At 73.8% G+C, this 25,456-nt stretch carries 18 protein-coding genes and 1 pseudogene; 15 read left to right on the top strand and 4 right to left on the bottom strand.

What is annotated here, in order from left to right; all coding sequences use genetic code 11:
* Positions 1–21: 21 nt before the first annotated feature.
* From ACH4ZA_RS30775 to ACH4ZA_RS30735, 9 genes are all read left to right on the top strand, one after another.
* Positions 22–348: a CU044_2847 family protein gene (locus ACH4ZA_RS30775; protein WP_319281301.1), complete on the top strand. Its 327-nt coding sequence runs from the start codon at positions 22–24 to the stop codon at positions 346–348.
* Positions 345–2,093: a trypsin-like peptidase domain-containing protein gene (locus ACH4ZA_RS30770; protein ID WP_398432596.1), complete on the top strand. Its 1,749-nt coding sequence runs from the start codon at positions 345–347 to the stop codon at positions 2,091–2,093. The genes ACH4ZA_RS30775 and ACH4ZA_RS30770 overlap by 4 nt, the downstream gene beginning before the upstream one ends.
* 78 nt (positions 2,094–2,171) lie before the next feature.
* On the top strand, positions 2,172–3,230 hold the full coding sequence (locus ACH4ZA_RS30765) for an AAA family ATPase (protein ID WP_398432595.1): 1,059 nt from the start codon (positions 2,172–2,174) through the stop codon (positions 3,228–3,230).
* The gene (locus tag ACH4ZA_RS30760) at positions 3,220–6,660 is read left to right on the top strand and encodes an SAV_2336 N-terminal domain-related protein (protein ID WP_398432594.1); all 3,441 of its coding nucleotides are present in this window, start codon (positions 3,220–3,222) and stop codon (positions 6,658–6,660) included. The genes ACH4ZA_RS30765 and ACH4ZA_RS30760 overlap by 11 nt, the downstream gene beginning before the upstream one ends.
* 126 nt (positions 6,661–6,786) lie before the next feature.
* Positions 6,787–8,316, top strand: coding sequence for an FAD-binding protein (locus ACH4ZA_RS30755; protein WP_398432593.1), 1,530 nt, complete (start codon positions 6,787–6,789; stop codon positions 8,314–8,316).
* A 483-nt stretch (positions 8,317–8,799) separates the two neighbouring features.
* On the top strand, positions 8,800–9,837 hold the full coding sequence (locus ACH4ZA_RS30750) for a rod shape-determining protein (protein ID WP_319281287.1): 1,038 nt from the start codon (positions 8,800–8,802) through the stop codon (positions 9,835–9,837).
* Positions 9,838–9,919: 82 nt separating this feature from the next.
* Entirely contained in the window at positions 9,920–10,186 is a 267-nt protein-coding gene (locus ACH4ZA_RS30745) for a hypothetical protein (RefSeq protein WP_319281288.1), read from the top strand.
* A 118-nt stretch (positions 10,187–10,304) separates the two neighbouring features.
* Positions 10,305–11,177 (top strand): LLM class flavin-dependent oxidoreductase, encoded by an 873-nt coding sequence (locus tag ACH4ZA_RS30740; protein WP_398432592.1) that lies wholly within the window; start codon positions 10,305–10,307, stop codon positions 11,175–11,177.
* Between the two features lie 99 nt (positions 11,178–11,276).
* Positions 11,277–12,440, top strand: a complete 1,164-nt coding sequence (locus tag ACH4ZA_RS30735; RefSeq protein WP_398432591.1) for an FAD-dependent oxidoreductase — start codon at positions 11,277–11,279, stop codon at positions 12,438–12,440.
* A gap of 250 nt (positions 12,441–12,690) precedes the next feature.
* Here ACH4ZA_RS30735 and ACH4ZA_RS30730 read toward each other — a convergent pair whose 3' ends face one another.
* The gene (locus tag ACH4ZA_RS30730) at positions 12,691–13,590 is read right to left on the bottom strand and encodes an AraC family transcriptional regulator (RefSeq protein WP_319281291.1); all 900 of its coding nucleotides are present in this window, start codon (positions 13,588–13,590) and stop codon (positions 12,691–12,693) included.
* Positions 13,591–13,699: 109 nt separating this feature from the next.
* Here ACH4ZA_RS30730 and ACH4ZA_RS30725 point away from each other — a divergent pair, with 109 nt between their 5' ends.
* The 5 genes from ACH4ZA_RS30725 to ACH4ZA_RS30705 all read left to right on the top strand — a co-directional run bounded on the left by ACH4ZA_RS30725 (position 13,700) and on the right by ACH4ZA_RS30705 (position 18,771).
* Positions 13,700–14,548, top strand: coding sequence for an NAD-dependent protein deacetylase of SIR2 family (locus tag ACH4ZA_RS30725; RefSeq protein ID WP_398432590.1), 849 nt, complete (start codon positions 13,700–13,702; stop codon positions 14,546–14,548).
* A 47-nt stretch (positions 14,549–14,595) separates the two neighbouring features.
* Positions 14,596–15,492 carry an SDR family oxidoreductase gene (locus tag ACH4ZA_RS30720; protein WP_398432589.1) on the top strand — a complete coding sequence of 299 codons (897 nt, stop codon included), beginning with the start codon at positions 14,596–14,598 and terminating at the stop codon, positions 15,490–15,492.
* 156 nt (positions 15,493–15,648) lie between these two features.
* Positions 15,649–16,410: a nuclear transport factor 2 family protein gene (locus ACH4ZA_RS30715; RefSeq protein ID WP_398432588.1), complete on the top strand. Its 762-nt coding sequence runs from the start codon at positions 15,649–15,651 to the stop codon at positions 16,408–16,410.
* Between the two features lie 166 nt (positions 16,411–16,576).
* Positions 16,577–17,563 carry a macro domain-containing protein gene (locus ACH4ZA_RS30710; protein WP_398432587.1) on the top strand — a complete coding sequence of 329 codons (987 nt, stop codon included), beginning with the start codon at positions 16,577–16,579 and terminating at the stop codon, positions 17,561–17,563.
* A 191-nt stretch (positions 17,564–17,754) separates the two neighbouring features.
* On the top strand, positions 17,755–18,771 hold the full coding sequence (locus tag ACH4ZA_RS30705; RefSeq protein ID WP_398432633.1) for a LacI family DNA-binding transcriptional regulator: 1,017 nt from the start codon (positions 17,755–17,757) through the stop codon (positions 18,769–18,771).
* Positions 18,772–18,843: 72 nt separating this feature from the next.
* Here the strand turns inward: ACH4ZA_RS30705 and ACH4ZA_RS30700 are convergent, their stop codons facing one another.
* The 3 genes from ACH4ZA_RS30700 to ACH4ZA_RS30690 all read right to left on the bottom strand — a co-directional run bounded on the left by ACH4ZA_RS30700 (position 18,844) and on the right by ACH4ZA_RS30690 (position 24,850).
* Positions 18,844–20,328, bottom strand: a complete 1,485-nt coding sequence (locus tag ACH4ZA_RS30700; protein ID WP_319281298.1) for a ricin-type beta-trefoil lectin domain protein — start codon at positions 20,326–20,328, stop codon at positions 18,844–18,846.
* 367 nt (positions 20,329–20,695) lie between these two features.
* Positions 20,696–22,966, bottom strand: a complete 2,271-nt coding sequence (locus ACH4ZA_RS30695; protein ID WP_319281299.1) for a family 43 glycosylhydrolase — start codon at positions 22,964–22,966, stop codon at positions 20,696–20,698.
* A gap of 276 nt (positions 22,967–23,242) precedes the next feature.
* The gene (locus tag ACH4ZA_RS30690; RefSeq protein ID WP_398432586.1) at positions 23,243–24,850 is read right to left on the bottom strand and encodes a sigma-70 family RNA polymerase sigma factor; all 1,608 of its coding nucleotides are present in this window, start codon (positions 24,848–24,850) and stop codon (positions 23,243–23,245) included.
* Between the two features lie 437 nt (positions 24,851–25,287).
* On the opposite strand from ACH4ZA_RS30690, the pseudogene ACH4ZA_RS30685 reads away from it, so the two are divergent.
* Positions 25,288–25,456 (top strand): annotated as a pseudogene (locus ACH4ZA_RS30685) (1,4-beta-xylanase); the annotation flags it as partial.

Genomic DNA, 25,456 nt, shown 5'->3' with positions numbered 1-25,456 from the left:
GAAGGGGTTGCGGGGGAGACCGTGGACGGACTGGTGGAGTTCAGGACCGACGACGGCGCAGTGGTCGCCGTGGAGGCGGGCGCGGAGGGGCGGCCCGGTTCCCGGCTGGTGGCCCGCGGCGACGGGACGGTGCAGGCGGCCCGCACCTTCGAGGGCGCCCTGGAGGGCGTGCGCGCGGCCGCCGAGTCCGCGCTGCGGGTGTTCCGGGACGGGACGCTGCAACCCGACGGCGTCGAGATCGAGTTCGGTGTGAAGCTGTCGGCGGAGACGGGCGCGATCATCGCCAAGGGCACGGCGGAGGGACATCTCGTCGTGAAACTGACCTGGTCGCCCTCTTCCGGTTCATGAACAGCGCCGAATGGCACGCCCGGATCGAGTGCGGCGGCCGGGTGGCCGGCGCCGGCTTCCTCGTCACCCCGCGCAAGGTGCTGACCTGCGCCCATGTCGTGGACGGGGCCGCGCCGGACGCCCTGACGGTGACGTTCACCGAGCTGCCCGGCGCGCCCGCCGTGCCGGCCCGGGTGGTCGCCGACGGCGGCTGGGGCGGCGGCGCGACCGATCTCGGCGACCTCGCGGTCCTCGAGCTGGCCCGCGAGGCGCCGGCCGCCCCGGCCGCGCTGGCCCCCGAGGGGGCGGCCCACGCCCACCGCGCCGACCGGCCCCGCAAGCTCGTCGTCTACGGCTTCCCGGTCGGTTTCGACGAGGGCACCCTCGCCGAATACCGCGTCACCGCAAGCCAGTTGATCTCCCGCGAGTGGATCCAGCTGGAGGCCTGGCAGGCCGGCGGCCGGCCGCTCGAGCCGGGGTTCAGCGGGGCCGCCGTCACGCTGGCCGACACCGGCGAGGTGGTCGGCATGGTCACCGCCGCCTCCGGGGACCGCGGCGCGCACCACGGGCGGATGATGCCCACCGACGTCATGGCCCGCTACTGGCCCGCGCTGGAGGGCCTGGTCCCCACGGCCGACCACAGGACCGCGGACCGCGCCCGGCTGCGTGCCCTCGTCGAGCGCGCCGTCCGCGCGGGCCTGGACGACGATCCCCGGCGACGCGTGCGGCTCTACGAGGCCGCCAGGGGCCCGCTGGACCCGGACGCGCCCGACGAGGGGTTCGACTCGCTGTGGTCGGCGGCCCTGTTCGTGCTGTGCGAGATCGACGGCGACGACGCGGCCGCCACCGTGGCCCGTTTCACCGGCCGTGTGGAGGCCGTGCTCCACACGCCCGCCGAGTCCGCCGAACCGCCCGTCGAGGCGCCCGTCGAGGCGCCCGTCCCGCCGGACTGGTCGCCGATCCTCGTCGACCTCCGGCACAGCGGTGCGGGCGACGGGCACGTGCGCGTCGAGGTGTCCGCCTACAGCGGCGGCCGCCGGCACCCGGTGGGCTCCGACACCGTCCCGCAGGCCGGGGTGCGCGCCTACGTGCAGGACCGGATCGAGGCGGCGTTCCGTTATCTGACGCCGGGCTGCGACGAGTTGCTCGCGTTCGCGCTGCCCCGCGACTGGATCGACCTGCCCGTCGACCGGTGGGCGAGCGCGCCCGACGACGACACCCCGCTCGGGTGCGTGTACCCGCTCGTCGTCACCGACCAGACGCGCCGCCGGGCGAGTGTCCGGCACCAGCTGACGCGCGCCTGGAACCGGCTCGACTCGGCGTCCGGCGCGCGTCTGCACCGGGTCGAGTGCGGCGGCCCCGAGGAGCCCCGTCGGCTGCGGATGCGGCTGCGTCAGGACGACGCCTGTCTGGCCGGCTTCGCCACCGCGCCCGCCGCGTCCCGCACCCGCCCCCACTTCGACACCACGCTCAACGCGCCCGCCCCGATCGTCGTCTGGTCCCGCGAGGGCTGCGACTCCGGGCAGGACGAGTCCTGCGTCGGCGGCGACGGATGCCCGGGCAAGTCGTTCCTGGACGAGCTCGACAGCTGTGTGTCCGGCGTCCCGCCCGCCGAACTCCCCCGCCGGGTGCTCGCGTTGCGCGAGGAGGCCGACGCGGAGGACGGCCACTGGGCGCACGACATCCAGCTGCTCTGGGACGACCCGCGCGTCTTCACCGACCCGCACGCCGGCGCTCCGGCGCACACCCGCTCCCCGGTGACCTGAACCGCCCCCGACGCCCCGCCGCCCACGGGCCGCCCGCCCCGCCCCCCGCAACCGAGTCACGCCGAGTTTCGGAGAACCATGCCGCACTGGTCCGTCTACACCGGGAACAGCGAGCCGCACGACGGCATCGACCGGCTCCCCGCGCCGCCGCCCTGGCGGGCGTTCGACGGCGGGCCCGTCGTGCCGCCGCCCGGGGACGGCGACGACGAGACGGCCGTCTCACCGGACCGCGTCCACCGCGCCCGCGCGTACGTCGCCACCCCGGAGAGCGTCCAGCTGGTCAACGCGGCCCTCGTGCTGCGCCGCCCCTTGCTGGTCACCGGCCCGCCCGGCACCGGCAAGTCCTCGCTGGCGTACGCGGTCGCCCGCGAGCTGGGCCTCGGCCCGGTGCTGCGGTGGAACATCACCAGCCGCTCCACGCTGGCCGACGGCCTCTACCAGTACGACCCGCTGTCCCGGCTCTACGCGGCCCGGCAGGCGGCGTGGCGCGAACGGGCGGAGGCCGCCGGGGAGGAACCCGCCCGGGGCGCGGTGGAGGACCATCTGCGCCTCGGCCCGCTCGGCACCGCCCTGCTCCCCTATGAGCGGCCCCGCGCCCTGCTGGTCGACGAGATCGACAAGAGCGACCTCGACCTTCCCAACGACCTGCTGAACGTCCTGGAGGAGGGCCAGTACGAGATTCCCGAGCTGATGCGCGCCGCCCGGCACCCCGCAGGCAAGGCCACCGACGAGGCGGCCACGGCCGAGGTGCTGGCCGACGGCTCGGACGTCCCGGTCGTCGTCGGCCGCGGCCGGGTCCGCTGCCGCGCCTTTCCCTTCGTCGTGCTGACCAGCAACGGCGAGCGCGAGTTCCCGCCCGCCTTCCTGCGCCGCTGCGTGCGGCTGAAGCTGCGCCGCCCCGGCCGCGAACAGCTCACCGACATCGTCCGCGCCCACCTGGACACCCCGCCCGGCGAGGCGGAGCGTCTCATCGACCGGTTCCTGACCCGTGCGGCCGGCGGCGAGCTCGCCACCGACCAGCTGCTGAACGCCCTCTACCTCACCGGCGTCACCGGACTCGACGCGGCCTCCCGCGACGAACTGGCCGAGCAGTTGATGCCGTATCTCAGCGCCACGGCGGACGGCGATGGCTTCTGAGGAGGCGCCGTCGGCGGCGGCGCGCGCCGACACGTCCGCCCTGCAGCGGCTGACCGCGCTGCTGACGGCGACGGCCGGCGCCGCGCCCACCCCTCACGAACTGGCCGAACTGCTGTGGCTGGCCGCGCAGTCGGACGGCGTGACGGCCAAGGAGGGCGCGGGACCGGCGGGCGGCGCGCCGCCGCGGGACGGCGACGTCCCGCCGCAGGAGACGGTCCCCGTGACCGCGCCGACTGCGGCCGAGCGGACGGGACCGCCCGCCCGGACGGCCCCAGCCGTCCCGCCCGCCGACCGCGTCCCGCTGCGTCTTCCGGCCCCCGAGGCCGCCACCGGTCCGACGGCCCCGGCGCCCGCCGAACCCGGCGCCGCCCGGCGCCTCCTCGCGCCCGCGCCCCCGATGCTCCCCCGCCCCCTGGCCCTGCAGCGCGCCCTGCGCCCGCTGAAGCGGACGGTGCCCGCGGCACGCGCCCGCCTCCTCGACGAGCGCGCGACCGCCGACCGCATCGCCCGGCTGGGCGCCCACCCGGACGTCTGGCTGCCCGTCCTGCGTCCCGCACACGACCGCTGGCTGCGTCTGAGCCTCGTCCACGACACGGGCCCGACGATGCCGGTGTGGCGGCCCCTCGTGCGGGAACTGCACACCGTGCTCGCCCAGTCGGGCGTCTTCCGCACGGTCACCCTGCACCCCGCCACACCGGACGGCCGGGCCCGGCAGGTCCCCGACACGGCGGACGGGCGGACGGTCACGCTCGTCGTCAGCGACTGCACCGGCCCGCAGTGGCGGCCCGGTCCGGCGGGCGAGCGCTGGTTCGCCGCCCTGCGGCACTGGGCGACCCGGATGCCGCTGGCCGTCGTCCAGCCGCTGCCGGAACACCTGTGGTCAGCCACGGCGCTGACCGCCGAACCGGGCCTTCTCTCCTCCCCCGCCACCGCCGCCCCGCTCTCCGCCCTCGCGTTCACCCCCTACGACCCCGACGCCCCGGCCCCGCCGCCCTCGGCGCTGCCCCTGCCCGTGCTCGAGCCCGGCGCTCCCTGGCTCGCCAACTGGGCGGCGCTGGTCGCCGGTCCCGGCGGCGCCCGCACGCCCGGCGCGGCGGCCTGGCTGCCCCCGGCCCCCGTGCCGCCCGAGCCCGCCGGCGCGACCGACCCCGGCCCCGCCCCGCCGTCCGCCCAGGACCTGGTTCTGCGCTTCCGGGCCACCGCCTCCCCGGAGGCCTTCCGGCTGGCCGGTCATCTGGCCCTCGCCGTCCCCTCGGTGCCGGTGATGCGGCTGGTCCAGCGCGCGGTGAACCGCGATCCGCGCCCGCAGCACCTCGCCGAGGTGATTCTCAGCGGCATGCTCACCACCGCCGCCGGGCCGCCCGGCTCGTACGACTTCCGGCCCGGTGTGCGCGACCTGCTGCTGCGCACCCTCCCGCGGTCGACCCGCGGCCGCACCCGCGAACTCCTGGCGCACATCGGCGGCCTGATCGACGAGCAGGCAGGTCTGACCGCGGGCGAGTTCCGCGCGGAGGCGACGACGACCGCCGGCCCCGGGGCCGGCGAGCCGGGCACGGCGTTCGCGACGGTGCGGGAGGAGACCGTGCGACGACTCGCCGGCCACCCTCAGGAGACGACGCGAGAGCCGCGCGGCGACGACGGCGTCCACGGCACGGTCCTGCGCTTCGAGACCTCCGCCGACCTCGCCGCCCGGCCCGAGACCCGCATCACGCTCGAAGTGGCCGTCCACGAGGTGCTCGCCCGGGGCGGCCTCGCCCGCCGGCACTACGAGATCCACGTCCGCGACGACGGTTACGCCGTCCGGATCCGGCCCGGCGCCTACCTCCTCCCGGTCCTCGCCGCCGCCCTGCGCTGGCTCCCGGGCCCCCTCGCCGACCTGCCCGAACCGCCGCTCCTGCGGGTGACGTTCCAGGACGGCCCGGACGGAACAGACGACTCGGACGGAGCGGAGGGCACGGACGGAACGCACGAAGCGGAGGGCCCCGTCCCGTCGCCGCGATCCCGCGCCCTCCCACGCCCACGCCCGCTCCCGCGTCCGGAGAAGGCCGCCGACGCCTCCCCCGTCCTCCTCACCGTCCCGCCCGCCCTCTACGACGCGTTCGCCCGCAGCTCCGCCGCCTCCGGACCGCACCGCTTCCGCCCGCTGTACGGCGACGCCCCGGACGGCCCGCCGCTCGCCTGGAACTGCCCGCTGCCCCCGCCGCGCCCCGAGGACGAGGCCCGCGACCTGGTGCGCGGGCCCCTGCTCACCGCCGATCTGCGGCAGCTCGGCATACCCGCCCCCGGCCGTACCGCGATCGTGCACACGCGTCCCGACGGCCCCCTCACGCTCCTCAACCCCGCCGACCCGTACGGCGGCCGCCCGCCCGGCCCGGCCACGTACTACGAGGTCGACCTCACTCCCCAGCACACCGTCCACCGCCTCTCGCTGCCCAGTTCCGGCAAGGGCGACTTCGCCGCGGCCGTGGAGCTGTCCTGGCGGGTGGCCGACCCGGTGGCGTTCGTGCGGGCGGAGGCCGACGGCGTGTCCGAGCGGCTGCGGGCGCACCTGCTGGCGGAAGGGGCGCGGATCACCCGGCGCCACTCCGTCCGGCGGTCGGCCGGCGCCCGGCGCGCGGTCGCCTCCCAGCTCGGCCGGTGGCCGGTGCCCGGGCTGGCCGTGACCTGCGCGGTCACTCTCGCGCCGGAACACGCCTCGCTTCCCGAGACGCCCCGGCCGGCCGCCGCCGGCCGCCCGCTGGATGCCCTGCTCGCCGAGTCGGACGCGGTGCTGTTCGGCTTCGACGGACCGCTGACCAGGCTGTTCACGGCGACGACCGCCCGCGCCGCCGCACTCGACCTGCTCCGCGTCGTCACCGAACACCGCGACCCCGAGGACGCCTTCGCGGGCCGTCCGGCGGGCGATCCCGGCGCGGTGGGCCGGGAGCTGTTCGTGCATCCGCTGGACGTGCTGCGGGCGTTCGCCCACGACCCGATGGGCCCTCTCCTGCGGGACCGCCTGGACCGGCTGGAGCTGGACGCCGTCCCGGACGCGCCCGCGACCCACCACTCGGTCGTCCTGGTGCGCACCCTGCACGATGCCGGACGCCGGGTGGGAGTGGTCACCGACGTCTGCGAACAGGCCGTCCACAGCCGGCTGGACCCCTACCGGCTCCCGCTCCTCGCGGGTGTGCACGGCCGTGGCGACGCGCTCGAGCGGCTCATGCCGGACCCGCACTGCGTGCAGCGCGCGCTGCGGCAGCTGGACGCGTCCGCCGCCGGCCTCATGATCGGTTCCACGCCCGCCGAGCTGGCCGCCGCCCGGGCGGCCGGTCTGCGGTTCGTCGGCCTCGCCCGCAACCCCACCGTCGAGCAGGCGCTGCTCGACGCCGGCTGCGATGTGACCGTCCCCTCCCTCACGCCGGTGCTGGAAGCCGCCCGCGCCCTGTAGCGGCGGGGCGCGGCGCGCGGAAATCACCGGTCGTGAAACGCGGTCCGGACCAGCCCAGCTGACATGAACTGGCTTACGCTGTCGGGGTTTTGAAGATTTCATGAAGATCGAGAGGTGGAATTGCGCATGTCCCGCACACCGTCCCGACGTACCGTTCTGCGCGGACTCACGGTCACCGGAGCGGCGGTGGTCGCCTTCGACACCGCGTCCCGCTCCTGGGCCGCGACCGCCGCCGAGTCCGAGACCGCGTCCGCGTCTTCGGCGTCCGCCGCGTCCTCGACCCCGTCGACGTCCGCGACCCTCGCCAAGGTCCCGCGGCTGGACGGAACGCTCCTCACGGACGCCCCCTCGCTCACCGCCGCCGCCGACGACTACGGGCACATCGTGCACCGCCGACCGGCGGCGGTCCTGCGCCCGGGTTCGGTGCGCGACGTCGTCACCATGCTCCGCTTCTGCAACGACCACCGGCTGCCGGTCGCACCGCGCGGCCAGGGCCACTCCCCCTTCGGCCAGGCGCAGGCTGAGGGCGGCCTCGTCATCGAGACCGCGCCGCTCGCGGCCGTCGGCTCCGTGAACACGGCGTCCAGGACGATCACCGTGGGCGCCGGCGCCAAGTGGAGCACCGTCGCCCGGGCCACCCTCGCCCAGGGCCTGACCCCGCCCGTGTTCACCGACTACCTCGAGCTCTCCGTCGGCGGCACGCTGTCCGTGGGCGGCCTCGGCGGCCAGGCCCACCGGGTCGGCGCCCAGGTCGACAACGTGGTGGAACTGCAGGTCGTGACCGGCGCGGGCGAACTGGTGCGCTGCTCCCCGACCCGCCGGTCCGACCTCTTCCGCGCCGTGCTGGCCGGCCTCGGCCAGTGCGCCGTCATCGTCGAGGCCACGCTGCGCCTGGTGCCCGCGCCCACGACCGTGCGCCGCTACCAGCTGACCTACGGCGACCTGACGACCTTCCTCGACGACCAGCGCGTCCTCGTCCGGGAGGGCCGCTTCGACTACGTCGAGGGCCAGGTCCACCCGGACGCCTCCGGCGCGTTCAAGGTCCACGTCCTGGAAGCGGTGGCCTACGGCCCGCCGGCCGGACCCGCCCCCGACGACGCGGCCCTGCTGCGCGGCCTGCGCCACGACCCGGCCACCGTGCAGATCGCCGACCAGCCCTACTTCGACTTCCTCGACCGGCTGTCCCCCTTGATCGCCGCCATGAAGGAGGCCGGCATCTGGGGGTTCGCCCACCCCTGGCTGAACCTGATGCTCCCCGGCACGTCCGCCGCGGCCCTCGGCTCACAGGTGCTGGACGGTCTCACCCCGGCCGACGTCGGCCCCGGCGCCGTCATCCTCTTCTACCCCCTGCTGCGCGACCGCCTCACCACCCCGTTGCTGCGCACCTCGGACGACGACGTGTCGTACCTCTTCGACGTCCTCAGCGCGGCCGCGCCGGACGACACGGCCGCCGTCAACCGCCTCCTGGCCGTCAACCGTTCCGCCTACGACAGGGTCGCGGCGGCCGGCGGCACGCACTACCCCGTCGGCAGCATCCCCCTCACCCCCGCGGACTGGCAGGCGCACTTCGGGCCGGCGTGGGCGGGCCTGCAGTCGGCCAAGTGCACCTACGACCCGCGGGGGATCCTGGCCCCGGGCCAGGGCATCTTCGCCTGACCGCACCGGCACAGGCACCGGCACCGGCACCGGCACCGGCACGAACGCGGACGCGAGCGCGAGCACGCGGCGGGGACAGGGGGCGCGGGGGGACAGGGGACACGGGCGGGTACGGGGCACGGAGCGAATCCAGGCGTACGGGCATATCCGGGGGGACGGGGCGCGCGGCAGCGCCGGCTCGTGGCACGGGGGCGGACCGGGGCCGGCCCCGGCTGACGACGGCGGACGGCCGCACGGTGTGTGCCACGCGCACAGGGCGTGCCGCGGGTGCCGTACCTGCAGTGCGGGCCGTGGATGCCGTGCTCGCGTGCGTGCCGTGGGTGCGGTGCGGGCCGTGGATGCGGTGCGTGCCGAACAACCCCCATTCAGCCGCGCCCCGCCCGGCCCACCTGAAGGGGCGGCCCCGTCCGCGTCCCCGCACGATGCGTAGGGAGGCCTGCCGACCGGCGGCCCCCACGGTCTGCGCTCTCGGGAGGACCTGCCATGACCGCCAGTCTGGAGCAGCTGCGCCGCTGCCACTTCGCCGTCGACCTGGGGGCGGCGCGGACGCGGGTCTATGTGAAGGGGGCCGGGCTGGTCGTCGACCAGCCGTCCGCCGCCGCCGTGAACACCCGCACGGGCGCGCTGATCGCGGTCGGCGAGTTCGCCGAGAAGATGACCGGGCGCACCCCGCACTACATCCGCGTGGTGCGCCCGGTCTCCGGCGGCACGGTCGTCGACATCGAGATGGCGCAGCGCATGCTGCGCCATCTCATCGGCGACAAGATCCGACGGCAGCTGCGCCGCAAGCCTTTCCTGCGGGCCGCCGCATGCACCCCGCACGACGCCGACCCGCTCGCCCAGCGCGCCGCGATCGAGACCCTGGTGGGCCTCGGCGCCCGTCGCGTCGAACTCGTCGACACCCTCATCGCGGCCGCCGTGGGCTGCGGGCTGCCCGTCGAGCGGCCGGAGGCCACCATGATCATGGTGTGCGGTGCCGCCGCGACCCAGGTCGCCGTCCTCTCCCTCGGTTCGATCGTGACCGCCGAACGCATCCCGGTCGGCGGCGAGGCGGTGGACCACGCGATCGTGCAACACCTGCGCCATGAGCACGAGTTGATGCTGCCGAGCCAGTCGGTACGACCCCTGCAGCTCGCCCTCTCCGGCAACGGCCTCACCCCGCACGGGCCCGCCTCCACCGAGATCCACGGACGGGACGTCGCCACCGGTCTCGCCCGTTCCGTGCAGGTCGACACCGCGGCCGTGCGCGACGCCATCGAGACCCCGCTGACAGCCGTCCTGGACGGCATCGGCAGGGTGCTGCGGGAATGCCCGCCCGACCTGGTCGCCGACCTCGCCGACCGCGGGATCATGATGGTCGGCGGGTCCGCCCTGCTGCCGGGCTTCGACCAGATGCTGCGCCAGGCCACCGGGATGCCGGTGCACATCGCCGAACGCCCCGACATCTGCGCCGCCCAGGGCCTCGGCGCGATGCTGGAGGGCAAGATCGAACCGCTGACCCTGAACCCGCTGGGCGCCTGAGCCCTCCAGAGATCGACATGCGGGCGGCCACCGGCGGGGCGACCATGGAAGCGAGCGAGCCGTCCCGTCTTCCGTGGGAGGGATGATGACCCGTCAAGTCGAACTCACGGGCGAGCAGAAGAAGGCGTACGAGCTGAACGACGCGGAACTCGCCGACCTCGAGGAACGGATCCGCAGCGTCTCGGAGACCGCCACGGCACGGCTGATCGCCGCGGGCCGCTTCACGGAGCCCCCCGTGAGCACAGGATGCCTGCGGTGCGTCTGCACCGAATTCGCGTCCAAGCCGCATCACGCGCACGAGTGCGCGCACTGCCCTCACAGCAGGACCAGCCACAGCGGATTCCGCTGAGCACGGCCGGCGCCCGCCGCGCGGCCGGCGCTCCCGTACCGCCGCAGGCCCGGCGCGCTGCCGTCGCCGGGCCGATACCCCGTTGATCGGCCCGTCGCCCGCCGCATAGGTTCCGGGCATGACGAACGTACGGATCGGTGTCATGTACGACCGGGACTGGGCCCCCGAAGGGCTGCCCGGCTTCGCGCGGGAGGCCGAGGCGCTCGGCGTGGACGACCTGTGGGTGGTCGAGGACCTCGGGTGGAACGGCGGGGTGTCGGCGGCGGCCGTGGCGCTGGGAGCCACCGAACGCATCCGGGTCGGCATCGGCATCGCCCCGGCCCCGCTGCGCAGCCCCGCACTGCTGGCCATGGAACTGGCCACGCTGGCCCGCGTGTTCCCCGGACGGCTGGTCGCCGGGGTCGGGCACGGGGTGCGCGAGTGGATGGAGTCGGTCGGCGTCGCCCCCCGGTCGCCGCTGGCCCTGCTGGAGGAGACGATCACCTCCGTGCGCGCGCTGCTGCGCGGCGAGCGCGTCGAGCTGGACGGCCGCGAAGTGCGCCTGGACGGCGTCACGTTGGTGCATCCGCCCGCCGAGGTCCCGCCGGTGGTCGCGGGCGTCGTCCGGCCCCGCTCCCTGGAACTGGCCGGGCGGGTCGCGGACGGCGTGCTGATCGCCGAGGGCCACGGACCGAGCGACCTGGAGAACACCCGGGCCCTGACCGCCAAGGGCGGCGCCGGCCCCGACCACTCCCTGACCGTGCTGTCGTTCGCCTGCGTGGGCGAGGACGCCGACGACGTGGCGCGCACCCTGCACCCGCACACCGAGGGCCACGGCGCATGGCTCGGCCGCCCGCAGGACGAGGTGTTCACCGTCTCCGGCGCCCCCGCGCAGGCCGCCGACGACGTGCGCGCCCTGCACGCCTCCGGCGCGGACACCGTCGTCCTGCGCGTCGTCGGCCCGGAGCCGCTGCGGCAGCTCGCGGCGCTGCTGGCGTCCCTCGGGCGCTGACGCCGGGGAACTCCCGGCCACCGCCCGGACGTTCCCCCGCACAGGATCGCGGACAGGACGATCCGTGCACGTCCGTACACGGAGAGAGCGGGGAGAGGCATGGCGCGCGTACTGGTCATCGGCGGCGGGATCGCCGGCGCCGCGGCGGCACTGGCGCTGCGGAAGGCAGGGCAGGACCCCGTCGTGTACGAGGCGCACCCGGACTCCGCCGAGGACGTCGGCGCCTTCCTCACCCTCGCGGGCAACGGGCTGCGGGCGCTGGCGCAGATCGACGCGTCGGACGCGGTGACCCCGCTCGGCTTCCCGCTCACCTCGATGCGCGTGGTGGACGCGACCGGCGCCGAGACGGCCCACGTCCCGCTCGGGGAGGCCGGCGACCCCCGGCTGCGGTACCGGTGCCTGCGCCGCGGCGAGCTCAGCGCGGCGTTGCAGGCGGAGGCCGTCCGGCGGGGCGTCGAGATCGTCCACGGCGCGCGTCTCGTCGCCGTCGAGGACGGCCCCGAGGGCGTCACCGCGCACTTCGCGGACGGCGGTACGGCCACCGGCGGCCTGCTGCTCGGCGCGGACGGCCTGAACTCCACCGTCCGCCGGACCATCGCCCCCACCGCGGCGCCGTGTCACGCGGGACAGCGCGTCTTCTACGGCTACACCGCCGACGCTCCGGTGAGCGGCGTCGACGAGACGGCGTGCATCACCATGATCCGCGGCAGCGCGGTCGCCTTCGGCCACATGACGTCACCGGGCGGGGAGACCTCCTGGTTCGCCCGCGTCGACGCAGCAGGGCCGCTGAGCGCGGGCGAGATCGCGGACGCGGGCCCCGGCCACTGGCGGGACCTGCTCGTCGCGCTGCTGCGCGCCGACCGCACGCCCGCCGCGGACATCGTCGCGTCCACCAAGGCGGCCGTGCTGGTCACCGACGCCACCGAGATCCCCAACGGCACGCCGTGGCGCTCGGGCCGCACGCTGCTGATCGGCGACGCGGCGCACGCGGCCTCCCCCGCGACCGGACAGGGCGCGTCGATGGCCCTGGAGGACGCGGTGATCCTCGCGAAGTGCCTGCGCGACGCCCCGGACCACGAGTCCGCGCTCACCCTCTACGAGACGCTCCGCCGCCCCCGCGTGGAGCACAACACCACCGTCAGCGGCAACATCTCCCGCGGCGCCCACACCCCCGTACCCCGCCCCACGGGCGCCCCGCCCCCGCCCCGCCCGGGCGACGACGACCTCACCCGCCAACTGGACTGGAACACCAGCCTGGTCTAGCGGGTACAGACCGGCGGCATCACTGAACGTGAGGGCCGTCGCCCGCGTACGTGTCGCCAACCGCAACGCGGCGCACAGTCGTGCGAGTCCGTGACCTGCCCCTGGCTGCCCGGGCTGCTGCGCACGGCTGTCGTCCGGCCGGCCCGGCCCTGAGCTCGTCGACGACGGTCACCGCCCGGTCTGACGGGTCCGCCCGCACCGGGAGCGTGACAGGTCCCTCCGCGGCGTCCTGGTCGGTGGCGGGGGCGGGTCAGCCGTCGCCCCGCCCGCGGACGCCGTTGCGGAACTCGATCGGAGACTGACCCGTGCGGTGCAGGAAGTACTTGCTGAACTGGGACGGGTTGACGAAGCCGAGCTGGTCGGAGATCTGGGCCGCGGTCCGGTCGCCGTGCGCCAGCAGCCGCTTCGCCTCCAGCACGACCCGGCGGTCGACGAACTCCTTGGCGCTGAGCCCGGCGCCGGCCAACGTCGCCCGGGACAGGGTGCGGCCCGAATAGCCGAGCGTGCGAGCGTAGTCCTCGACCCGCCGGGTGCGGGTGAAGTCCCGCTCGACCGCGTCGCGGAACCGCAGGTACGTCTCGTCGGGGTCCGGTACGGCGCCGCCGACCGGGACGGTGAGGTGGGCGAGCCGCAGCAGCAGGACCGCCAGCAGATGACGCAGGGCCGCCATGTGCACCTCCAGCGGGAGGTGGCCGAGCGCCTGGAACTCGCGGCTCAGATGCTCCGCGGCCATGGTCAGGGCCTGCGCGTCGTCGGCGACGGGAGTGGTGACGACGGGTGCGTGCGGGTCGTCGACCCGGGCGGCCGTCGCGGTGGCCGCGTCGAGCGCGTCCTGCCGGAAGAGGATCAGCGTGCCCTCGGCCCCGCCGAGGTCGCCCCACTGGTTCACCTGTCCCGGGCGCACCCACAGCCAGGACCCGGGCCGCAGCACATGGCCGGCGAAGTCGACGGTGTGCCGGAGGTCGCCCGTCGAGAGGGTGAGCAGGTGGTGGAAGTCGGGGCGTTGCGGCCGGCCCAGGGTGGGCGCGGCGACGCGGCGGCGCAGCTCGGCCAGTGACATGACCTCGATTCCGGCCGGGGTGCCCGCGGGCGCGGCGAAGGGGATCTCGAGGATCTCCTTCGAGGCGCCGTGTCGGGTTTTGGCCATCATCAGTCACAAGTTTATCGGGATGCGCACTGTCGTCCTTCTACGTTGGTCGTACCGCCGAAGCGGCGGATTCCGCCTGTCCTGGCGGAAAACGGAAAGGACGCGAACGGCGATGCAGTTGGAGGGACGGGTGACGGCCGAGACGGTCCGCAGGTGGCTGGAGGAGGCCGACCGGGTCCTGGTCGCGGCCGGCGCCGGTCTGAGCGCGGCGGCCGGCTACGACTACGGCGACGCCGAACGCTTCAGGGAACTGCTGCCGGGGCTCCACCGGCTCGGTCTGCGCTCCCGCTACCTGTTCGGCACGCCCCTGCCGAAGGACATGATGTGGGGGTACTGGGCCGTCCACATCGACGACATCCGTCACAGCCCCGGGCCCAACCCGCTGTACCGACGACTGAGGACGCTGGTGGGCGAGCGCGACCACTGGGTGGTGACGTCCAACGTCGACGCCCTGTTCGCCCGCAGCGGCTTCGCCGCGGACCGGGTCTTCACCCCGCAGGGCGACTACGGGCGCCTCCAGTGCACCGTCCCGTGCACCCCTGAGACCTGGCCCAGCAAACCGTTCCTCGACCGGATCCTCGCGGTCTACGACCGTGAGACCGGCCGGGTGACCGACCCCCGGGCGCTGCCGCGGTGCCCGAACTGCGGCGCCGACGTCTTCCCCAACGTCCGGGTCGGTCCCGAGTTCGTCGACCGGGACTATCTGCCGACGGGACGGCGGCTGGTGCGGTGGCTCGACGACGCGCCCACGGACAGCACCCTGCTCGTCCTGGAACTGGGCGCCGGATTCAATACCCCGGGGGTGATCCGGCTGCCCATGGAGGACGTGGTGCGCCGGACGCCCCGGGCCCGCCTCGTCCGGATCAACCCCCTGCACCCCGACGTACCCGCAGACCTCGGCGAGCGGGCCCTGTCCGTTCCCCTCGGGGCGGACCGGTTCCTCGACCGGCTCGAGCGCTGACGGCTTCCGGCGGAGCACCCACGTCACCACGCGAGGAGACCCACGTCATGTCCGACGCATCAGCAGCACCCGGAGCATCCGCTTCCTCCGCCGCACCCGCCGCACCCGCGATCGCGGTCACCGGCTCCACCGGCCGTCTCGGCGGGCGGGTGGCCCGGCGGCTCGCCGCGCGGGGGCTCCCGCAGACGCTGGTGGTCCGCCGCCCCGAGCGGGCTCCGCGGCTTCCCGGCGCGGCGGCCGTGCGCGGCGACTACGCCGACCGTGCCGCGGTGGGCGAGGCCCTCGCGGGCATCCGCACCGTCTTCATGGTGTCCGCCTCCGAGAGCGCCGACCGCCTCGCCCAGCACAAGGCGTTCGTGGACGCCGCCGCAGCGGCGGGCGTGCGCCATCTGGTGTACCTCTCCTTCTACGGCGCGGCCCCCGACGCCGCCTTCACCCTGGCGCGGGACCACTTCCACACCGAGCAGCACATCCGGGCGAGCGGACTCGCGCACACGTTCCTCAGGGACAACCTCTACGCCGAGTTCGTCCCCGACCTGGTCGGCGAGGACGGCGTCATCCGCGGCCCGGCCGGACAGGGGCGTGCCGCGTTCGTCGGCCAGGACGACATCGCCGACGCGGCCGCCGCGGTGCTCTCCCGTCCGGACGACCACGCCGGCGTCGCCTACGACCTGACCGGCCCCGAGTCCCTGACCCTGGAAGAAGCGGCCGTGATCCTGTCGGAGCAGCTCGGACGCACGGTGGTCTACCGGCCGGAGACCCTCGAGGAGGCCTACGCCTCCCGCGCCTCCTACGGCGCCCCGCCGTGGCAGCTGGACGCCTGGGTGTCCACCTACACGGCCATCGCGGCCGGGGAACTCGACGGCGTCAGCGACGCCGTGCACCGCCTCACGGGCCGCCCCGCCACGCCCCTCGCCGACGTCGTGCGCGCCGCCCGGACCTGACACATGTGGGTGCCCCAAGGACACCAGGGTCGACTTTTGAACATCGAGAGTCCTCTCTTGCCCCGACCGACCCTCTCCTCGCGACCTAGTTTGAACACATCACCACTCGACCGCCGGCTCATCCCGGCGCAGGTACCCCACGCAAGGAAGACCGTCATGAGCAACGCGAAGAACGCCGTCCTCCAGGCCCTCTCGGAACTGTTCGGCGACAAGGACCCCACCGCCGTGGACCGCTGGGTCGCCGCGGACTACACGCAGCACAGCGCCCTCGCCGCCGACGGCCCCGAGGCTCTGCGCGCACTCGTGGCCGGCCTCGGCGAGGACTTCCGCTACGAAGGCGCCCGCGTCATCGCCGACGGCGACCTCGTCGCCCTGCACGGCATCTACCACGGCTTCGGCCCCGTCCCGCTCGTCGGCTTCGACGTCTTCCACGTCGACGCCGACGGCAAGCTGGCCGAGCACTGGGACGCCCTGACCCCCAAGGTCGAGAACACCCTCTCCGGCCGCTCCCAGACCGACGGCCCGGCCGCGGTCGCCGACCCCGACAGCACCGAGGCGAACCGCGCCCTGGTGACCGCGTTCGCCGAGAAGGTCCTCGTCGGCGCCGACTACTCGGTGCTCACCGACTACATCTCCACCGAGACCTACCACCAGCACAACACCGACGCCGCCGACGGACTCGACGGCTTCGGGGCGGCCGCCGCCAAGTGGGCCGAGCAGGGCAAGAACCTCGTCTACAAGAAGGTCCACAAGGTCATCGCCGAAGGCGACTTCGTCCTGACGCAGTCCGAGGGCGAGTTCGGCGTCGCGGTCGCCTACTACGACCTCTTCCGCATCGCCGACGGCAAGATCGTCGAGCACTGGGACGTCATCGCGCCCGTGCCCACCGAACTGCCCCACGGCAACGGCCTGTTCTGATCGCGCCTGCCGGATCCACGAGACGGTCGAGGGTCGGATCGGCGAGCTGCACGTCGGCACGCTCGAACAGCTCCGACCCCCGCCGACGGCCCGGCGTGCGCACGCCGACGTGCACACGCCGGGCCGACGGCACGGCCCGTCCGCACACCCCCACCCGGAGCCCTCGATGAACGCGCCCCACACCGAGCCCGAGGTCCCCGCCGGGACGAGGCCGCGGCCCGCTTCGCTGCCCCTGACCGCCTACCGCGAGGCCGTCGCGCTGGACGAGCCCCTGCGGCCGGCCGCAGCCGCCGCGGCCGCCGGCCGGCTGGACGCCCACGTCCGCACGGCGTTGCGCCTGCTCGCCTCCGATCCGGCCGCTGCCCGCCTGGGGATGCGGGCCGATTCGCCGGCGGACCTCGACGGCATGGACGCGGCGACGGCCCGCGAGCTGCTGCGCGCGGTGCTGACCGTCCGCGATCCCGGCCCGCTGCCGGACGGCGTGGACGAAGCGGTGGACGCGGTCCTCGGCGGGGAGCGCCTGCTACGGCCGACCGTCCGGGTCGAGAGTCTGCCCACGATCGCGGAACAGTTCCCCGGATTCGCCTTCCCGGCCGGACGCCGGACCGTGCTGTGGCGCGGAGACCTCACCGTTCTGGACGCGGACGCCGTCGTCAACGCCGCCAACAGTGCCCTGCTGGGCTGCTTCCGCCCGCTGCACCCCTGCATCGACAACGCTTTCCACAACGCCGCGGGACCCCGCCTGCGCGACGACTGCCACACGATCATGACGCTGCAGGGCGCACCCGAGGCTGCCGGGACGGCCAAGATCACCCGGGGCTACCACCTGCCGGCCCGGTACGTCCTGCACACGGTCGGCCCGATCGTCGACGGCCGTGCACGGGCCGACGACGCGTTGGCGCTCGCCTCCTCCTACCGTGCCTGTCTGGACCTCGCCGCCGAGGTGGAGGCCGTCCGCACCGTCGCCTTCTGCGCCGTGAGCACCGGCGTCTTCGGCTACCCCGGGAGCGAGGCCGCCCCCGTCGCGCTGCGCACGGTCGGCGACTGGCTGGACGCCCACCCCGGCCGTTTCGACCGCGTCGTGTTCGCCGTGTTCGGCGAGGACGACGAACTGGCCTACCGGCGGGCCCTCGGCGAAGCCGCCCGGTGCTGACCCGCGGTCCCGCGCGCATTCCCGGCGAGGGCGCCCTCGCGCCCTCGCGCCGCAGGCCTCCGCGAAGTGGGCCTAGGCTGTCCTCAGGGCCCGGGAAACAGGGGAAACCGGGAACGGGAAACAGAGAAACAGGGAAACAGGGGATCATGGCGATGGGGGACAGGTCCAGGTCCGGACGGCCCCGGCCGTCGATGGCGGACGTCGCCCGTCACGCCGGTGTCGCACCGCAGACGGTCTCACGCGTGTCCAACGGCCACGCCAACGTCGACCCGGCGACCCGGCAGCGGGTCGTGGAATCGATGCAGGCACTCGGCTACCGGCCGAACGGAGCCGCACGCGCGCTCAAGAGCGGGCGGTTCAACACGATCGGCGTCATCACCTTCACGCTCAGGACGTTCGGCAACACGCGCACGCTCGACGCCATCGCCAAGGAAGCGGCGCGCGCCAAGTACGCGGTCACCCTCATCCCCGTGCCGGACCCGACGATGGGCAGGCTGTCGGGCGCCTACGACCGGCTCAGCGAGGCGGCCGTCGACGGGGTGATCCTCGTCTTCGAGGCGCATCTCCTGGACGACGCGGAGTTCAGCCTCCCCCCGGGGGTTCCGATGGTGGTCGTCGACTCCGACACCGGCCCCGGCTACACCGTGGTGGACACCGATCAGGCGCAGGGCGCCCGTCAGGCGACGGAACACCTGCTGGAACTCGGCCACCGCCAGGTGTGGCACGTCGCCGGTCCCCCGACCTCGTTCTCCGCGGCCCACCGGGTCGAGTCCTGGCGGCGCACGCTGGAGGAGTCCGGCATCGTCCCGCCACCGGTGCTGTACGGCGACTGGACCACCCGGTCCGGATACCTGCACGGGCTGACTCTGGGGCAGAGGCCGGAGGTCACGGCGATCTTCGCCGCGAACGACCACATGGCGCTCGGTGTCATGCGTGCCCTGCACGAGCTCGGCCGCCGGATTCCCGAGGACGTCAGCGTCGTGGGGTTCGACGACATGGAGGAGACCCAGGCCTTCTGGCCGCCGCTGACCACCGTCCGGCAGGACTTCGCGGCGGTCGGCCGGCTCAGCCTGCAGAAACTGCTGGACAAGATCGGCCGGACCGGGCCCGACCTGATCGACAAGACCCTGGTCCCGACCCGGCTGATCGTCCGCGCGAGCACCGGAGCGCCGCCGCCCTCGCCTCGGGGCGAAGCACGGCGGCGCTGACCGGTGCGGGCCCGGCGAGGGTGCTCGCCGGGCCCGCGCGGTGGGGAGAGGATCAGAGGTCGGGCGGGGGCGTCAGCTCCTGGCCCACTGCTGGTTGGTGCTTCCGTTGCAGTGCCAGACGTCGACCGACGTGCCGTTGCCGGTGCCCGCGCCGGCCGCGTCCAGGCAGAGGCCCGGGTTCGCGACGCTCGTCACCGAGAGGTCCGCGTTGACGTTCCACTGCTGTGCCGTCGCGCCGGTGCAGTCGGAGATGACCACCGGGTCCCCCGCCGTGGCTCCGGTGCCTCCCACCGTCATGCACTTGTTGCCGTAGACGGTGAGCTGCTTGCCCGCGTTCCAGTTCCAGGTCTGGTTGCCGCCGTCGTTGCAGTCCCACAGGTCGAGCTGGGTGCCGTTGGCCGTGCTGAAGCCGGGCACGTCGACGCAGCGGCCGGAGCCCACTCCGCGCAGGACCTCACCGGGAGGCGCGGGCGGCAGGTTGTTGACCGGCGGGGTCTTGCCGAAGCCGTAGCCCCAGCGCAGCAGTGCGACTCCGGTGGCGCTGTTGTCCACCAGGTTGCCCTTGGAGTCCAGCGACTCGATCGAGTAGGCGTCGCCGAACCGCAGGCCCGGCCAGTACACCAGTCCCATCCCCTTGCTGCGGGCGGTGTTGGCCACGGCCGCGAGGTACGAGGTGTAGACGTTGCCGTTCCACGCGCCGTAGTTCAGACCGATGGTCATCGGGGCGCCGGCCTCGTCGATGATGGTCCGGCCGGCGTACTTGCCGAGGCGGGTCTCAAGGTCGGCGGTCCAGTCCGACTGCTGGGTGTACTTGTTCCAGAAGCCGTAGAAGTGCAGCGACAGCAGCGTCCCCCGCAGTGCGCGGGCCGCGCCGACGCCGGTGACGTTGTCGTTGTAGCCGGTACCGCTGATCACGACCCGGCCGCGCGGCACGTCCTTGTGCTGGGCCAGCCAGCCGCTGGTGACGGACACCCACTGGTCCAGGGTGTAGCCGTGCGGCTCGTTCATGGGCTCGAAGTAGACGCGCGGGTTGTGCTTGTACGCACGCACCACGGTGTTCCACATCTTCTTCCAGGCGGCCGTGTCGTCGACCAGGCCGTCCTTGCTGGTGTCGGCCTCCCAGTAGCTGACGATGACCTTGTCACCGTGGGCCGTGGCCGCGTCGATGGTCGCCCGGTACGACTTCCACCAGGTGGTGCCCACGCTCGCCGGGTTGATCGGCAGGCGCAGCGTGTTGGCGCCGAGGTTCTTCTTGAAGCCGCTCACCATGCGGGTGGCGGTGCGGTACACCGTGCGGTAGTCGTCGGTCACCTTCAGCCCGCTGGGCACCACGGCGTCACTGGCGTAGTTGTCCCTCGGGTCCGCCCAGTTCACCCCACGGAAGTCACTCGTACCGCCCTTGGGCGCGGGCTTGGCCGGCGCGTACGAGCCTGCCTGCGTCGTGGCGGCCTGCCGGGCGAGGGCGGGCGCGGGGGCGGACAGCAACATGAGTGTCGCGCCGAAGCCGGCCATGAGCACACTGGCCAGTCTTCTCGACCTCGTAGGGGTCTTGGTCATGTCGTCTCCAGTGACGGAAATCGCGGGGCGGAGTGCGGGTTCGTCACCTGAGCCGAGGCAGTGAGGAACCAGGGTCCGGGTCCGGACACAGCTGGTTCGGACCCTTGTGAACCGGCCATGGTTACGTAACCATGGCCGGACACTGGCACGTCTCCCGCACCGGTGACAAGACCTGTGACCGGTTCGGGAGGAGGACAGCCCCTTTGGTCCGCCGGGAAGCGGAAGGGCCCGCACCGCGCAGGGACCCCCGCCCGGCGGCAGGGTCCCCGCACGGCCGAAGGGCCCCCGCACGTCGTGTCCCGCGGGAGCCCTCCGTCTGCTGCTGCGCGCCGCCCGCGGGTGAAGGCCGGGAGGCGGAAAGGCGCGGTCAGGCCCAGGGGCTCACCGGTGTGAAGGAACTGTCGGCGCGGAAGGTGGCGTTGTCCTGGTAGGTGTCGAGGCGCAGCTCGTAGTTGTAGTGGCGCAGGTAGCGGCCGGGGTAGTTGTACGACTCCAGGGAGACCGAGCCGGTGACCGAGCCCTGCCGGGCGCAGTAGGTGGCGTCCTTGGCGAAGAGCGTCGTGCCGTTGCCCGCGTCGGCGCGGACGCGGAGGTCCTTGTGGCGCAGGTAGCGGCCGGCCGCGTCACGGAACGAGTAGCAGCTGCCGTCGGCCAGGCCGGGGACGACGGTGAAGGTGGCGCTCTGCTTGACCGCCGTGGTGCTGGCGGACGTCACCGGGTCGAGGTAGCCGAGGCTGTCCGACCGTACGACGGCGTAGCGGCCGGGGAAGTTGACCGACCGGAGGGAGCGGGTGGTGTCCGTCGGCAGGGTGACGCCGGCGGAGACCGGGTCGATGCCGCTCAGCGTGGGGACGACCTTCTTGATCAGGCCGTCGGCGTCGAACTCCATTCTGTCGACGGTGGTTTCGCGGTGGGTGCCGTCACCGCCGGGGATGGCGAAGCGGTGGTAGGCGATGTACCAGTCGTCGGTGCCCGGCACCTGCACCACGGAGTGGTGGCCGGGGCCCTTGATGCCGAGCGAGAGGTCCTTCTCCAGGATCACGCTCCGCTTGGTCCACGGGCCCGTGGGCGAGGGGCCGGTGGCGTAGGCGACGCGGTAGTTCTCGTCCCGGGTGTCGTTCTCCGACCACATGAGGTAGTAGACGCCCTGGCGCTTGATGACGAAGGAGCCCTCCCGGAAGCCGCTCGGGGTGCTCTCGGTGACCTTCGAGGGGTCGAAGGAGACCATGTCGTCGTTCAGCGGAACCACGTAGGCATGGCCGTTGCCCCAGTACAGGTACGACTGGCCGTCGTCGTCGGTGAAGACGGCCGGGTCGATCATCTGGCCGGCGTGGGCGCCGCGGGCGATCAGCGGCTTGCCCAGGGGGTCTTTGAACGGGCCGGCGGGCGAGTCGGCGACCGCGACGCCGATGTTCGTGTCGGCGGAGTAGTAGAAGTAGTACTTGCCGTTCTTCGCGGTCGCCGTCGGCGCCCAGGCCCGGCTGTTGGCCCAGCTGATGTCGGGGCCGAGGTCGAGGACCACGCCGCGGTCCGTCCAGTGGACCAGGTCCTTGGACGAGTACGCCTTGAACTGCGTACCGCTCCAGTTCGCGAAGCCGTCGGCGGTCGGATAGATGTAGTAGGTGTCGCCGAACCGGACGATGTTCGGGTCGGCGGTGAATCCCGGCAGGACCGGGCTCCTCATGATCTGCGCGGAGACCGTCCAGGTGCGCTTCGCCCCGTCGGAGCCCGTCACCTCGTACGTCACGGGGTGCGTGAAGTCGCGCGCGACGCCGGAGGCCGGGCTGATGGACGCGCCCTGGGTGAGGGTGAACTGCGGGGCGAGCGCGGTGAGGTCCGTGCCCTCCTTCAGCGGCAGCGTGATCCGGCTCGCGGCGTCGTCGACGAGGGCGGCGATCTTCAGCGAGGGGTCGTCGACCGCGGCGATCGCCGTGGTGTTCCCGCTGACCTCGAGGACCTCACCGGGCGTCAGGGCGCGGTTGTAGACGCGGAAGTCGCGGATCCTGCCCTTGAACAACTTGTCCGCGCTGTAGAGGGACTTGCCGATGTAGTTGGCGGTGGTGACGCCCGATCCGATGGAACCGGGCGTGACGGTGACCGACGGGTTGCGGGCCGCCTCCACTCCGTCCTGGTAGAGGATGCCCGTGGTGCCGCTCTGGGTGTAGGTGACGTGCTTCCACACCGAACGCGGCAGCGCGGCCGGGGTCCGGGTGTTCTGCTCGGTGGAGAAGCCGCCGGAGGCGATGGCCGCCCGGAAGGTGTCGCCGGTGGCGAACAGGTACCCGTTCCCGGCGCCGCCGGAGGTGTTGCCGAAGCCGTAGAGGAAGTACGGCGTGGCCTGGGCGGCGTCGATCTGCACGTCCATCGAGACGGTGACCGCGTTCATGCCGCTCAGGATGCCGTCCGGCACCTTGATGTAGGTGTCGGAGCCGTTGAACGCCAGTCCCTGCCCTGAACTCGACCAGGCTGCGGCCCCGTTGACGGTTCCGTCACGTCCGTTGCCCGAGGAGTCCACTGCCACGGCGCCCGAGGTCGCGTCGAGTTTGTACCAGAGCGCCAGACCGTCGGTGACCTCCGCCGCCCGGGCCGGGGCCGACAGACCGGCGATACCCGCGAGGAGCGCGGCGGCGGCCACCACGGCCGGCCATCGTCGTCGACGGCCTTGAAGTCTCACGCTGTGCATGGGTTCACATCCTGTGATGAAGGCATGCTGGAGAAGGGGGTCACGCCCTCGGCCGAGGTGCTGACGTGCCGCCCGTATGACATTGCGCTGCGCTGCGTGAGTGTGAGGTGAGCCGCGAGGCAGCGTCAATACTTTGCGAACAATGTCCGATAGGTCGAACAAGCCTGCACGCTTCCCCGTATGCCTGACGCAGCGTCACGACGCTGTCAGGGCAGGCACGGTCGTTCGGCGTCAGCTCCAGGGTTCCACCAGGACGAAGGAACGGCTCGCCCGGTACGTGGCCGTGTTCTCGGAAGGGTCGAGCCACAGCCGGAGGTCGTCGCGGTGGCGGAGATAGCGGCCGGGGTAGTTGTACGACTCCAGGGAGATCGAGCCGGCCGTGGAGCCGGAACGCGGGCAGAAGGTGGCGTCCTTGCGGAAGATGGCGGAGCCGTCGTCGGCGTCCAGCCGGATGCGGAACGCGTAGTGCCGCACATACCTGCCCTCGGCGTCCCTGAGCGAGTAGCAGCGGGGGTCGGCCAGGCCGGGAACGAACGTGAAGGCGGCCGCCCGACGGGTGGCGGCGGAGCTGGTCGCCCCGACCGGGCCGAGGACGCCGAATCGGCCGGACCGGATCATGTAGTCCCCCCGGTCGTCGACCGACCGCAGGGCATGCCGCCCCGAGATCCGCGCCCCGGCCGTCGCCGTCGGGGCCGCCCCCGGCACCTGCGTCGACGGCGATGTCGTCGGCTTGGACGTCGGCGTCGCCGTCCGTGAGACGGACGCTCCCGGGGACGGCTGCGCGGACGGGACGGCGGGCGACGGCGGGGCCGCGACGGCAGGGCGCGGGGCCGGCTCGTGCGATCCGGCGGTGGCGTACCAGGCGGCTCCGGCGGCCGCGAGCGTGACGGCGGCCGCGGCCGCCGTCACCGCGGGCTTTGCAGCCAGCTTGGCGAGCGTCCGCGCCGCCCGGCTCGCGTTGCCCGCCGTGCGGCTCGCGCCGCCCGTCGTTCGCGCGCCCGCGCCGGCGGCCGCCCCGGCCGAGCCCGTGCCCAGCGTCCTGGCCAGCACCAGACCGGTCAGCGCGACCGGCACCGGCACCAGCGCGAGGCCGGCCAGCAGCCCCTCCGCCGGAACGAGGTCGGACGAGTTCGACAGGCACTGCGGGCAGTCCCGGACATGGCGCGCCAGCCGCTTGCGCCACAGCCCGGACGGCCGCCCGTCCCAGGAGGCGAGCACGGCGGTCAGGTCGGGGCACCGCGGCGAGGCCGTCACGGCCCGGACGACGGCACGCGCCGTCTCCAGCCGTTCCTTGGCCCGCTGGATGCGGACCGCGGCATGCTGCGGCGCGAGGCCGCAGGCCGCCGAGAGCTCGCCGCGGGTCAGTTCGCCGGCGCGCTCCATCCACCACAGCGCGAGCACCTCGCGCTCCTCGTCCTCCAGCCAGCGGGTCGCCTCGACCGCTTCGCGCCGCTGGCCCGACAGCGCGAGCCGGAGCACCACCAGGTCGGAGAAGTCGGCCTGCGGGTCCGTGTCGTGGGCGCCCTCCTCCAGGGGCTCCGCGGTGAGCCAGGCCCGCCCCCTGCGCCACCGGTCACGGATCTGCCGGACGGTGATGGCGACGAGCCAGGCCCGGAACCGATCCGGCCGCTCCAGCCCGGGCAACCCGTCCAGGACCCGAATCATCGTCTCCTGGACCACGTCGTCGACGTCGCTGTGGCCGTCCAGGGCCCGCCCGACGATGTTGTAGACCAGCGGCAGCGAGTCCCGTACGAGCTGTTCCGAGGCCTGCCGGTCCCCGGCCCGCGCCGCCATGACGACGGCGACGTCCGACCGCTCCCGTGCGTCCTGCGAGCGCACCCAGCCTCACCTGTCCCGTCGCCGTGCCGATCTGTCGCGGGCGACAGTGTGCCAGGAGCCGAATCCGGCGGATCCGCTCGGGTCGCTCCCCCGCCACCGCCCCACACCCTCCCCGGTCCGACGATTCACCTCGACGCATTCCGTTGGACGGTTTCCGTTATGCGCGACGTCGCGGCGCGTCTCCCCTGCGTACGGCCCTGCGCCGCCTCCGACCCGACCCCGACCGCCCGCCCCGACCGCTTCGCGAGGACACGCAAAGGCACCCGCCGTTTTTCTCGACTTCCCCCTCTTGACACCCGTTCTTACCGCGCTCTAACTTCTTGCCGACTTTACGAACAATGTCCGTAATCTCGAACAAACGTGACCGACCCCGCGGTCACGCACCCGGCCTCCGCTTTCCCCCCGTCCCGGCACCCGCACAAAGACAGGAAACGCGCATGTCAAGGGTTCTCACCCGGCTCGCGGCGATACTGGTCGCACTCGGCCTCTTCCTCACCTCGCAGTCCCTGACCACACCCCAGCAGGCGGCCGCCGCCGACCCCGGCTACCTGATGGTGCACTTCACCGGTGAGGGGGCCACCAACCAGCAGATGTACCTCTCGCACA

Origin of the sequence: Streptomyces sp. NPDC020597 (genome assembly GCF_044335095.1) — a bacterium.
GTDB lineage: Bacteria > Actinomycetota > Actinomycetes > Streptomycetales > Streptomycetaceae > Streptomyces.
This window is presented reverse-complemented; position numbering and strand designations above follow the sequence as displayed.

Bases quoted from the DNA above. Each gene is read 5' to 3' on its own strand.
- ACH4ZA_RS30770 (WP_398432596.1), top strand. From the start codon at position 345: ATGAACAGCGCCGAATGGCACGCCCGGATCGAGTGCGGCGGCCGGGTG.
- ACH4ZA_RS30765 (WP_398432595.1), top strand. From the start codon at position 2,172: ATGCCGCACTGGTCCGTCTACACCGGGAACAGCGAGCCGCACGACGGC.
- ACH4ZA_RS30760 (WP_398432594.1), top strand. From the start codon at position 3,220: ATGGCTTCTGAGGAGGCGCCGTCGGCGGCGGCGCGCGCCGACACGTCC.
- ACH4ZA_RS30755 (WP_398432593.1), top strand. From the start codon at position 6,787: ATGTCCCGCACACCGTCCCGACGTACCGTTCTGCGCGGACTCACGGTC.
- ACH4ZA_RS30750 (WP_319281287.1), top strand. From the start codon at position 8,800: ATGACCGCCAGTCTGGAGCAGCTGCGCCGCTGCCACTTCGCCGTCGAC.
- ACH4ZA_RS30745 (WP_319281288.1), top strand. From the start codon at position 9,920: ATGATGACCCGTCAAGTCGAACTCACGGGCGAGCAGAAGAAGGCGTAC.
- ACH4ZA_RS30740 (WP_398432592.1), top strand. From the start codon at position 10,305: ATGACGAACGTACGGATCGGTGTCATGTACGACCGGGACTGGGCCCCC.
- ACH4ZA_RS30735 (WP_398432591.1), top strand. From the start codon at position 11,277: ATGGCGCGCGTACTGGTCATCGGCGGCGGGATCGCCGGCGCCGCGGCG.
- ACH4ZA_RS30730 (WP_319281291.1), bottom strand. From the start codon at position 13,590: ATGATGGCCAAAACCCGACACGGCGCCTCGAAGGAGATCCTCGAGATC.
- ACH4ZA_RS30725 (WP_398432590.1), top strand. From the start codon at position 13,700: ATGCAGTTGGAGGGACGGGTGACGGCCGAGACGGTCCGCAGGTGGCTG.
- ACH4ZA_RS30720 (WP_398432589.1), top strand. From the start codon at position 14,596: ATGTCCGACGCATCAGCAGCACCCGGAGCATCCGCTTCCTCCGCCGCA.
- ACH4ZA_RS30715 (WP_398432588.1), top strand. From the start codon at position 15,649: ATGAGCAACGCGAAGAACGCCGTCCTCCAGGCCCTCTCGGAACTGTTC.
- ACH4ZA_RS30710 (WP_398432587.1), top strand. From the start codon at position 16,577: ATGAACGCGCCCCACACCGAGCCCGAGGTCCCCGCCGGGACGAGGCCG.
- ACH4ZA_RS30705 (WP_398432633.1), top strand. From the start codon at position 17,755: ATGGCGGACGTCGCCCGTCACGCCGGTGTCGCACCGCAGACGGTCTCA.
- ACH4ZA_RS30700 (WP_319281298.1), bottom strand. From the start codon at position 20,328: ATGACCAAGACCCCTACGAGGTCGAGAAGACTGGCCAGTGTGCTCATG.